At 69.4% G+C, this 11044-nt stretch carries 8 protein-coding genes; 4 read left to right on the top strand and 4 right to left on the bottom strand.

Annotated elements, in window-relative coordinates:
• Nucleotides 1–43: 43 nt before the first annotated feature.
• Both AC3WG5_RS17960 and AC3WG5_RS17965 read right to left on the bottom strand, forming a co-directional pair.
• A complete protein-coding gene (locus AC3WG5_RS17960; RefSeq protein ID WP_492570004.1) occupies nucleotides 44–1186 on the bottom strand; it encodes a cystathionine gamma-synthase in 1143 nt (380 codons plus the stop codon).
• Between the two features lie 192 nt (nucleotides 1187–1378).
• The gene (locus tag AC3WG5_RS17965; protein WP_008954583.1) at nucleotides 1379–2740 is read right to left on the bottom strand and encodes a pyridoxal-phosphate dependent enzyme; all 1362 of its coding nucleotides are present in this window, start codon (nucleotides 2738–2740) and stop codon (nucleotides 1379–1381) included.
• 216 nt (nucleotides 2741–2956) lie between these two features.
• Here AC3WG5_RS17965 and AC3WG5_RS17970 point away from each other — a divergent pair, with 216 nt between their 5' ends.
• The 3 genes from AC3WG5_RS17970 (at nucleotide 2957) to AC3WG5_RS17980 (ending at nucleotide 5046) form a co-directional block, all read left to right on the top strand.
• Nucleotides 2957–3568: a phosphorylase family protein gene (locus tag AC3WG5_RS17970; protein WP_492570006.1), complete on the top strand. Its 612-nt coding sequence runs from the start codon at nucleotides 2957–2959 to the stop codon at nucleotides 3566–3568.
• 230 nt (nucleotides 3569–3798) lie between these two features.
• Entirely contained in the window at nucleotides 3799–4014 is a 216-nt protein-coding gene (locus AC3WG5_RS17975; protein ID WP_008954585.1) for an HP1242/YdcH family protein, read from the top strand.
• Between the two features lie 246 nt (nucleotides 4015–4260).
• Nucleotides 4261–5046: a substrate-binding periplasmic protein gene (locus tag AC3WG5_RS17980; protein WP_492570009.1), complete on the top strand. Its 786-nt coding sequence runs from the start codon at nucleotides 4261–4263 to the stop codon at nucleotides 5044–5046.
• A gap of 6 nt (nucleotides 5047–5052) precedes the next feature.
• Here AC3WG5_RS17980 and pdxR read toward each other — a convergent pair whose 3' ends face one another.
• Nucleotides 5053–6558: a MocR-like pyridoxine biosynthesis transcription factor PdxR gene (gene pdxR, locus AC3WG5_RS17985; protein ID WP_492570011.1), complete on the bottom strand. Its 1506-nt coding sequence runs from the start codon at nucleotides 6556–6558 to the stop codon at nucleotides 5053–5055.
• 202 nt (nucleotides 6559–6760) lie between these two features.
• Between pdxR and gabP the strand changes: the two genes are divergently transcribed.
• Entirely contained in the window at nucleotides 6761–8167 is a 1407-nt protein-coding gene (gene gabP / locus AC3WG5_RS17990) for a GABA permease (protein WP_482583615.1), read from the top strand.
• Between the two features lie 325 nt (nucleotides 8168–8492).
• On the opposite strand, the gene AC3WG5_RS17995 is transcribed toward gabP, so the two are convergent.
• The gene (locus AC3WG5_RS17995; RefSeq protein ID WP_492570013.1) at nucleotides 8493–10904 is read right to left on the bottom strand and encodes an EAL domain-containing protein; all 2412 of its coding nucleotides are present in this window, start codon (nucleotides 10902–10904) and stop codon (nucleotides 8493–8495) included.
• Nucleotides 10905–11044: the final 140 nt, after the last annotated feature.

Below are 11044 nucleotides of genomic sequence, written 5' to 3' on the forward strand. Positions count from 1 at the left end.
GCCCGTCAAGGGCGGTTTTTTGCTTGATGGCGAGACGGGCCGCTCACGTTGCCGCGATCGCCTGGTCGATATCCTCGATCAGGTCTTCGACGTCTTCCAGACCCACCGACAGCCGTATCAGCGCGTCGGGCAGGCCGGTTTTCTGGCGCTGCTCGGGCGGGATGGCGGCGTGGGTCATGGCGGTGGGCAGGCTGATCAGCGATTCGACGCCGCCCAGGCTTTCGGCCAACGTGAACAGCCGCGTGCGCGTGGTGAAGCGGGTACTGCGCTCGGCGCCGCCCTTGAGTTCCAGCGAGATCATGCCGCCGAAGGCGTACATCTGGCGCCGCGCCAGCTCGTGCCAGGGGCTGTCGGGCAGGCCGGGGTAGTGCACGCGCAGCACCTCGGGGTGCTCGGCCAGGTGCTGCGCCAGTTCCAGCGCGTTGGCGCAGTGCTGGCGCATGCGCAGCGCCAGCGTCTTGATACCGCGCAGTACCAGGAAGCAGTCCATCGGCCCCGGCACCGCGCCGACCGCGTTCTGCAGGAACTTGAGCGTCTGGTACAGCGCTTCGTCGTTGGTCACCAGCGCGCCGCCCACCACGTCGGAATGGCCTCCCAGGTACTTGGTGGTGCTGTGCAGCACCAGGTCGGCGCCGAGTGTCAGCGGCTGCTGCAGGTAGGGCGAGGCGAAGGTGTTGTCCACCACCACCGTGACGCCGTGCGCGTGCGCCAGCCGGGCCAGCGCGGCGATGTCGCACACCGTCAGCAGCGGGTTGCTCGGCGTCTCCAGCCACAGCAGCTTGGTGGCGGGGGTGAAGGCGGCGGCAACCGCCGCCGGGTCGGTGGCGTCGACGAAGCTGGAGGCGACGCCGAAGCGGGCGAACACCTGGGTCATCAGGCGGTAGGTGCCGCCGTACAGGTCCTGCCCGCACAGCACGTGGTCGCCGCTCGACAGCGTTTGCAGCACGGCCGTTGCCGCCGCCAGGCCGCTGGCGAACGCCAGGCCGTAGGCGCCTTCCTCCAGTGCTGCCAGGTTGGCTTCCAGCGCGCTGCGCGTGGGGTTGGCGGTGCGCGCGTAGTCGTAGCCCTGGTGTACGCCGGGGGCTTGTTGCGCGAAGGTGGAGGTCAGGTAGACCGGGGTCATGACAGCGCCGGTGGAGGGGTCCGGCGCCAGCCCGGCGTGGATGGCCTTGGTGGAGAAACGCATGGTGTGCCTCTCTTTCGGTGTAGCGACTCTTCCTGCCCGGCCGCTCGGTAGGATGGGGGGCGTAGCGCACCCCGTCACCGCGCCGGATGCGTGGCTCTATGGGCTGCGGCACTGACTGAGTGGGCAAGCGTCACGTCGCGAAGGAATAGCGCCTTCACCCATCCTGCGCAGTCCGGCGGCGGCCATCGCGCTTCAGTCGTCGGCGGCCAGCGCCCGCAGCAGATCGCTCTTGGTGATGATGTCGTAGCCGGCACTGGTGTGCACCAGCAGCGCCGGCACCTGGCTCGGCACGCGCCGCGCGATCTCGTCGAACGGGGCATCGGCTTCGAGTACCGGTAGCGGTTCGCGCAGCAGCTCGCGCACGATCAGCGCGTCCAGCGCCTTGCCGGCGAGCAGGGCATTGATCAGGTCCTGGCGGTACAGCATGCCCAGCAGCTCATCGCCGTCGAATACCGGCAGTTGCGCGCACGACAGGTCGCGCATGCGTTGCAGCGCGTCGCGCAGCGCATCGCCCGGGGCGGCGGTGGCGAGTGCGCGCGGCGGTTTGGCGCGCAGCACGTCGGCGACGGTGAGACCGGGCCGTGCCTCGAGGTAGCCGTTGGCGCGCATCCAGTCGTCGTTGTAGATCTTGCCCAGGTACTGCCGGCCGCCGTCTGGCAGCAGCACCACCATCAGGTCTCCCGGGCCCAGCCGTTCTGCCACCTGCAGCGCGGCCAGTATCGCCGCGCCGCTGGAGCCGCCGGCGAAGATGCCCTCGCTGTGCGCCAGGTGGCGCGTCATCAGGAAGCTGTCCTTGTCGCCCACCTGGATCACGTCGTCGATCACGCTCCAATCCAGCGCCCCCGGCACGAAGTCCTCGCCGATGCCTTCCAGCTTGTACACGTGTGGCTCTACCTCGCGCCCGCTGTGGAACAGGTCGTACAGGATGGAGCCTTCCGGGTCGACGCCGATCACCTGCACCGCCGGGTTCTGCTCCTTCAGGTAGCGGCCGATGCCACTGATGGTGCCGCAGGTGCCCATGCAGCAGACAAAGTGGGTGATCTTGCCTTCGGTGTCGTGCCAGATTTCCGGGCCGGTGCTGACGTAGTGCGCCCGGGTGTTGTCCGGGTTGTGGTACTGGTTGCACAGGAAGGCGCCGGGAATCTCGACCGCCAGCCGGCGCGCCACCTCGATGTACTGGCGCGGGTGGTCCGGCGGCAGGTCGGTGGGGCAGACGATCACTTCCGCCCCCATGGCGCGCAGCATGTCGATTTTTTCGCGCGATTGCTTGTCTGCGATGGTGAACACGGTGCGGTAGCCGCGTGCCGCGGCGAACATGGCGAGCCCCATGCCGGTGTTGCCCGAGGTGCATTCGACAATGGTGCCGCCCGGCGCGATCTCGCCGCGGCGCTCGGCTTCGCCGACCATGAACTGGCCGATGCGGTCCTTGACCGAGCCGCCGGGGTTCATGAATTCGAGCTTGGCGTAGACCGCGCAGTCGAACTGGCGGGTGAGGCGGTTCAGCCGCACCAGCGGGGTGTGGCCGATGGCGTCCAGAATGCTCTCGTACTTCATGGCGTTCCTCCATGCCGTGAGCCGGGGTGGAGTTCAGGGGACTGCAGCCGGTGCCGGGGCCCGTCGCCGCAGTGCTCCACCGCGCCTGCGATCCGCGCGTGGCAGATCGTGGACCGGTTCTTCGGTTCACTATAGCCGGTGGATGGGGCCGGCTGCTGCCCCGGCGTATCCGTTTTACAATGCCGACGTCGCTACGCTCAGAACTGCTGGATTGCCATGAACATCACCGTGCTGTTTCCCACCGCCACCGAGGCGAGCCTGTTTTCCCACCCCGGCGTCACCACCGTGGTTTCCGGCGTCGGGCTGACCGCCACCGCCTACGCCACGCTGAAGGCGATCCAGCAGCATAAGCCCGACGTCATCATCCTGGCCGGCGTGGCCGGGGTGTACCCGCACGCCGGCCTGCGGATCGGCGACGTGGTGCTGGTGGCGTCGGAGGTGGAGGGCGATCTGGGCTTCTTCACGCCGGAGGGCTTCACCCACCTGGCGCATCTGCCGCTCGACATGGCGTTCGAGCGCCGCCATACCCTGGCGTGCCCGGCGTTGCCGGCCGGGTTTGCGCAGGCGAAGAGCGTGTCGCTGAACGCGGCGCTGGCGCCCTTTATCGATAGCCGCGAGGTGGAGATCGAGAACATGGAGGGGGCGGCGTTCTTCCACGTCTGCCTGCAGGAGGGGCAGCGTTTCGTCGAGATCCGCGCCATTTCCAACGTGGTGAAGCCGGGGCACGACGACTGGGACCTGGAAGGCTCGGTGCGGGCGCTGACCGACGGCCTGCACCGCCTGATCGACGTGTTGCAGCGGGAGGGCGCCGGCACGGCGCCGGCCTGAGCGCGGGGTCCGACGGGCTGCGCGCGGTGCGGAGGGGGCGGCTCGGTACCCGTTGCTCCCTTCCGAGCGGCTGCCTTCGTCGCCCCGCCACGGGCCGGGCGCGCCCGATGCTGGCGGGGCGAGGCGCGCAGGCGGTTCTCTGCGTTAAATCAAGAACCGCGCTACGGTGGGCGTCTACCATGGTATTGAAGCCATTCGGCCGCCGTGCGGCCCCCACCTTGGAGGATGTCATGTTTCCCGAATTTCGCGACCGTATCAGCCAGCTCAAGACCGAAGACGCCCATTTTGCGCGCCTGTTCGACAAGCACAATGCGCTGGACCAGCAGATCAAGAACATCGAGGCGCACCTCGAGGCGGGCAGCGCCGAAGACGTGGAGAACCTGAAGAAGGAAAAGCTCAAGCTCAAGGACGAGCTGTACCAGATCCTGAAAAACGCCGCGGCCTGATCGGGGGCGCGCCGCGCACTGCCGACGCGGTGGCGCGGTTGGGCTACAATGCCCGGCGCTGATCGCCGGGCGGCAAAAGGTTGGCCGAAGCTTCGCAGGGGGCTTCGGCCAACCTTTTGTCTATGCGGCAGGCGGCGGGGGTTGATCTGGCTCATGGCACCCCGGCCGCCGCGATGCACAATGCCATGCCATGTAAATGCCATGCTGCCGGCGCCGTCGGCGCGCTCGTCCTTGGGATGTAAGGTCATGAAGGGTATCCACACCAGGCACCGTAGTCGCCGCTGGGCGGCCTTGCTGTGCGCGTTGCTGCCGGCGCTGGCCGCTGCCGTGCCGGACGGCACGCCGTTGCGCGTGGCCATCGGCGAGACCAAGGCGCCGTACGTGATGGCGGAGGAGCGGCGCGGGCTGGAGTACGAGCTGGTGACCGCCGCGCTGCGCGCCGCCGGCTACCAGCCGCAGGTGTCGTTCGCCCCCAACAAGCGCGCCCAGCAGTGGCTCGCCGCCGGGCGGGTGGACGCGGCCATCGCCAACGACGGCGGCTACCTGTCCGATCCCTACATCACCTACCAGAATGCCGCGATCACGCTGTGTCGCCGCCAGCTCCGCCTCGACGCGGTGCCGGAGCTCGGTCGTTACCGGGTGGCGGCGTTTCAGAACGCGCGGCGCTTTCTCGGCCCGGATTATGCGGCGATGGCGGCGGGCAATCCCGACTACGTCGAGCAGTCGCCGCAGATCACCCTCAACCGCCTGCTCTACAGCGGCCGCGCCGACGTCGCGGTGAGCGACATCAACGTCTTCCTGCAGCTCAACGACGAACTCGGCCCCGGCCTCGACACCGCGCCGTCGCTGTGCCCGTTCGCGCTGTTCCCCCCCACGCCATACCGGCTGGCCTTCCTCGATGCCACGGCGCGCGACCGTTTCAACCAGGCGCTGCGCCGGCTCGGCCAGCAGGGCTTCTACGAGGCGCTGGCAAAGCGCTACCGCCTGCCGGCGCCGCAGGGCCGGCCGTGGTTCAAGCCGGCGCTGCGCTGAGTTCCCTCACCCCCCGATTACCCCGGCCAGCGTGGCGAAGTGGCGCGCGATGTCGTCCTCGTCGACGTGGGCGTAGCCCAGCAGCAGGCCGGGCTGGTGCGGGCCGTCGCCACGGTAGTAGGCGCTCAGCGGCCGGGTCAGGATGCCGCGCGCGAGCGCCGCGGCGGTGACGGCGCGGTCGTCGCTGCCGTCCGGCAGGCCCAGCACCAGGTGCAGCCCGGCGGCACCGTCGTGGATGGCGAATTCGTCGCCGAAATGCTGGCGGATGGCCGACAGCAGGGCCTCGCGCCGCGCCGCGTAGAGGTGGCGCATGCGGCGGATGTGCGACACGAAGTGGCCCTCGACGATGAAATCGGCCAGCACCGCCTGGGTCAGGTACTGGCCGCCGCGGAACAGCTCGGACAGGCCGGTCTGGAAGCTTTCCACCAGGGCCTCCGGCACCACCATGTAGCCCAGCCGCAGACCGGGGTAGATCACCTTGGAGAAGGTGGCGAGGTAGATCACCCGGCCGTGGCCGTCCAGGCCCTGCAGCGACGGCAGCGGCGGACGGCCGTAGCGGAATTCGCTGTCGTAGTCGTCCTCGACGATCCAGCTGTCGTGGCGGCGCGCGTAGGCCAGCAGGCGGCGGCGCCGCGCCAGGCTCATCACCGCGCCCAGCGGGTACTGGTGCGAGGGCGAGGCGTAGATCAGCCTCGGCACCCCGAGCCGGGCGCCTTCGTCCACCTGCAGCCCCTCGTTGTCCACCGGCACCGGCAGCGTGTCGAGCCCGGCGCTGCGCCACACGCTGTGCACCCCCCAGTAACCCGGATTTTCCACCCAGGCGCGGTCGCCGGCGTCGCCCAGCAACAGCCCGATCAGCTGCAGCGCCGAGTGCGAACCGTTGGTGACAATGATCTGCTCCGGCGTGCAGCGCACCCCGCGCGAGCTGTGCAGGTAGTCGGCCAGCGCACTGCGCAAGGCCGGCAGGCCGGGGCCGACGGCGTAGGTCAAGAGGTCCGGCTGCGGCTTGCGCCACTGGCGGTTGTGCAGCCGCATCCAGGTGCGCGACGGGAAGGTGCGCACCTCCGGCACCCCCGGCATGAAGGCGCCCCATTGCTTCTCGCCGGCGCCGGCCTGTTCCACCAGTTCGGCGCCGCGGCGCGAGATCACCACCTCCGGGGTGGCCGGCACCGGCCGCGCCGGGCCGGCCGCGTCGCGGCTGGCGAGCTTGTCCGGGCGCGTGTCGAGCACGAAGGTGCCCTGGCCGACCCCGGCCGCGACGTAGCCCTCGGCCCCCAGCCGTTCGTAGACGTGGATCACGGTGTTGCGGGCGAGGCGGAGCTCGGCGGCGAGCTGGCGCGACGAGGGCAGGCGCAGCCCCGGCGGCAGCGTTTCGTGCAGGATGGCGTCGCGCAGCAGGCGGTAGAGCTGCTGGTTGTTGGGCTCGCTGCTGGCCGGGTCGAAATGCAGCTGCAGCAGGTCGGTCAGCAGCGAGGGCGTGGCGGAGGAAGCGGGGCTGGGACGTGGCGACATGGGCGTGCGGGCCAAAATGGCTCCATCAAAAAAACCGGATTGGGTCTAATTGTATCGCCAATCCGCGCTTACACTCGCACGCTGCATTTCCCCATGCATAAAAAAAACCGATAACACGCCGGCCGCTGCCCCCTTGCCGCAGCCGAGCACAGGCCCCGGCGCATTCTGCACACGGAGGCCGGGTAGTCAGGAGAATCTATTCATGAGTGTTTCATCCCAAGGCCTGAGTCACGGCCTCAAGCAACGTCACGTCACCATGCTGTCGATCGCCGGGGTGATCGGCGCCGGCCTGTTCGTCGGCTCCGGCCACGCCATCGCCGAGGCCGGCCCGGCGGTACTGATCGCCTACGCCATCGCCGGCCTGCTGGTGGTGCTCGTCATGCGCATGCTGGGCGAGATGGCCGTCGCGGCGCCCGATACCGGTTCCTTCTCCACCTACGCCGACCGCGCCATCGGCCACTGGGCCGGCTACATCATCGGCTGGCTGTACTGGTGGTTCTGGGTGCTGGTGATCCCGCTCGAGGCCAACGCCGCCGCCACCATCCTGCACACCTGGTTTGCCGGCGTGCCGATGTGGCTGTTCGCGCTCGGCATCACCGTGCTGCTCACCATCACCAACCTGTTCAGCGTGAAGAACTACGGCGAGTTCGAGTTCTGGTTCGCGCTGGTCAAGGTGGTGGCCATCGTCGCCTTCCTCGCCATCACCGGCGCCGCCATCATGGGCTTCATCCCGGGCAGCCAGGTGAGCGGGGTGTCGCAGCTGGTCGCCCACGGCGGCTTCATGCCCAACGGCTTCGGCGCCGTGCTGGGCGCCATGCTGACCACCATGTTCACCTTCCTCGGCACCGAGATCGTCACCATCGCCGCCGCCGAATCCGACAACCCGCAGCAGCAGATCACCAAGGCCACCAACTCGGTGGTGTGGCGTATCAGCCTGTTCTACCTGGGCTCGATCTTCGTGGTGACCGCGCTGGTGGCGTGGAACGACCCGCTCCTGGCCTCGTCCGGTTCCTACCAGCGCACGCTGGAGCTGATTGGCATCCCCAACGCCAAGGCCATCGTCGACGTGGTGGTGCTGATCTCGGTGGCGAGCTGCCTCAACTCGGCGCTCTACACCGCCTCGCGCATGCTGTACTCGCTGTCCTCCCGTGGCGATGCGCTGAAGATGTTCGGCGAAACCGCCGCCAACGGCACGCCGCAGAAGGCGGTGCTGGGCTCGATGGTGGTGGGCTTCCTCACCGTGATCGCCAACTACCTGATGCCGAAGGCGGTGTTCGACATCCTGCTCGCCACCTCCGGCACCATCGCCTTGCTGGTGTACCTGGTGATCGCCATCTCGCAGCTGCGTATGCGTCAGCGCATGATCGCCAAGGGCGAGACCCCGGCGTTCAAGATGTGGCTGTTCCCGTGGCTGACCTGGGCGGTGATCCTGTTCATCTGCGCCGTGGTGGCGATGATGGCGATCCGTCCGGAGCACCAGATCGAGGTGATCGGCACCGGTGTGCTGGCGCTGGCGCTGCTGGTGGTGGGCTGGGCCCGCTCGCGCCTGTTCGGCACGCCGTGGAGCAAGAGCCGTCCGGCGGTGGCCGCCGCGGCCGCCCGCTCGTAACTGCGTCATTGACCCAGCGCGGCGGCGTGATCGTCGCGCGGCAACACAAAGCCCATCGTGCCTCGCGGCCGATGGGCTTTGTTGTTGGTGTCGGGGGTCTTCGGCCAACGTGTGGGGGGCGGGGCCCGCAACCTGGTAGACCAATTCACTTGCCGCGATAAGCAGGCTGCCGGTGTTCGGCCCCACGCGGTTCACTCCCAGGCGGCGGCATCCCCTTCGGCCAACCCTTCATGTACCAGATCATGCGCAAACGCCTGTCAGTGCGGCAGCCCGGGGCCGTTCCGCTGAATGGCGGCTAAGTCCCCTCCAGCTCGGCAGGGCTGGGTCAGGATGCGGTCGCGGCGTGGCCCCGCCACGCCGCGGGCGGGCGCCACTGGCTGACCCAGACCGGGAAGTCCGCCGCCGGCATCGGCCGGGCGATGGCGTAGCCCTGGCCGAAGCGCACCCCGAGCGCCAGCAGGTCCTGGCCGATGGCCTCGGTTTCCACGCCCTCGGCGATCACGGTGCGGCCGGAGAGCTGGGAGAAGGTGCTGACGCTCTTGATGATGGCGATGTTTTCCGGCTGCTCGCGCATCGAGCGCACGAAGCGCTGGTCGATCTTGATCACGTCGGGCTGGATGCGCTGCAGGTGCAGCAGCGAGGAGGCGCCGGTGCCGAAGTCGTCGAGCGCCAGCGACACGCCGATGTCCTTGCACGCCTGCAGGCAGTCGATGATGTACTGCAGGCTGTCCTGGCTGACCGATTCCAGCACCTCCAGCTGCAGCGCCTGGTGCGGCAGGGCGGCCTCGGCGAGCAGCGCGCGCAGTTCGCCGAAGAACGCCGGCCGGCGCAGCGAGATGGCGGAGACGTTGACCGAAATCTGCAGCGGCAGGCCGTGGCGGTGCCAGTGCGCGGCCTGGGCGATGGCGTGGCGGATCGCCCAGCTGTCGATCTGCCCCAGCAGTTCGGTGCCTTCCAGCGCCGGCAGGAAGCGGCCGGGGGCGCGCACCTCGCCGTCGACCAGCCAGCGGATCAGCGCCTCGGCACCGATCACCGCGCCGCTTTGCAGATCGACCTTGGGCTGGTAGTAGAGCGCCAGCTCGTCGCCGTCGAGCGCGGCGCGGATGGCGTGGCGCGTGGTCTGCTGCTGCTTGAGCTGGCGTTCCAGCTCGTCGTCGAACAGGCAGTACTGGTCGCGACCGAGCGACTTGGCGCGGTACAGCGCGATGTCGGCCTGGCGCAGCAGGGTATCGGCGCTGACGCCGGCGCTGCCGGTCACCATGCCGATGCTGGTGCTGACGCTGACCTCGCCGTCCGGCAGCGGCACCGGGCGCCGCACGGCGCTGATGATCTGCTCCACCGCGTTGCGCGCGGTGTGCGGGTCGGGCAGCTGTTCCAGCAGCACCACGAACTCGTCGCCGCCCATGCGCGCCACCACGTCGGCGGGGCGGCACAGCGCGCGCAGGCGCTCGGCGATGCGGCACAGCAGGGTGTCGCCGGCGCTGTGGCCGAACAGGTCGTTGATGTCCTTGAAGCCGTCCAGATCGAGCATCAGCACCGTCAGCCGGTCGGCGGCGTCCGCCTGCAGCGCCTGCTCCAGGCGGTGGAACAGGCGGGTGCGGTTGGGCAGGCCGGTGAGCGGGTCGTGGGTGGCCTGGTGCAGCAGCCGGGCCTCGGCCTGGCGCTGCCGTTCCAGGTCGTCGAGGTGGCCCAGCGCGAGGTCGATCTTGTCGGCGATGGCCTTGGCCAGGCGCTGTTCTTCCGCGCCGAAAAAGCCGGGTGCGGCGGCGTACAGGTTGAGCACGCCGATCACCGCGCCGTCGCGCCACAGCGGCGTCGCCACGCTGCTGCGGAAGCCCTGGCGCAGCGCGTGCTGGCTCCAGGCGTGATAGCTCGGGGCGTTGAGCGAGTCCTCGAGCAGTTGCAGTTGCCCGCTGCGTACCGCGCGGCCGGAGGGGCCCTGGCCTTCCGGCCGCGCCGGGTCGGTGGACACCGTGATGCCGACCAGGTAGCGCGCGGCGTCGGCGCCGGCCCAGGCGAACGGGTCGATGCGCTGCGACGCCGGATCGATGAAGCCGACCCAGGCCATGTGGATGCCGCCGTGCTCGACCACGGTTTCGCATACCTCGCGCAGCAGGGTCTGCGCCGCCAGCTCGCGCGAGCCGAGGTGGCGCACGTTGCGCGCGGCGATGTGGCTGACCTGGCTCAGGGTGATGTAGAGGCGGTTGAGGCGCGCCAGCCGCTGTGCCTCGCCCTGGCTCACCGCTTCCGCCCCGGCGTGGTAGCCGCTCAGTTGCAGCAGCAGGTCGTAGAACACCAGTTTGCGCAGCGCCGCGGTCAGGCCGGCGCGGTCGTCCGCCGCCAGGGCGAGGCCGCCCACGCGTTGCTCCAGGTGGTCGAGATACACCCGGTGCGCGCTGCTGAGCCAGGCGGTGGAGAGCCCGTACTCATGCTGTTGCCGTCCCAGCGCCAGCCCGGCGTCGAGCGACTCCCCGGCCCAGGGGCGCGTCAGCAGGGCGGCGAAGTGGCTTACCTTGTGCTCGACCAGCTGGCGCAGCGCGGCGTCGGCCGCGTCGCCGAAGCGCTCGCCGGTCTCCGGCTGGCGCTGCAGGAAGTCGTGCAGCGCGGCGCCGAGGAGGGCGGTGTCGGCCAGCGCCGGGTGCTGCTCGAGGTCGTACCGTGCCAGCTCGGCCGGATCGAGATCGACCCGTTGCGCCAGCAGCGCGGCAAGGTCGGGAAGAGGGGCAGCGGATGACATGCGGTTTCGGCCTTGCCAAAAGGGTGTGTGAGGAGGCGTAGAGGTGTTTTTAACACATTTGACGCGGCGGCATCATGACGTCGCTGAGGATCGGCGCCGCGCTGTGGCGGGCGTGCCGGGTCGGCGGGGAGGGGGCAGGG

The sequence above is a fragment of the Pseudogulbenkiania sp. FW507-F1 genome (assembly GCF_058781125.1).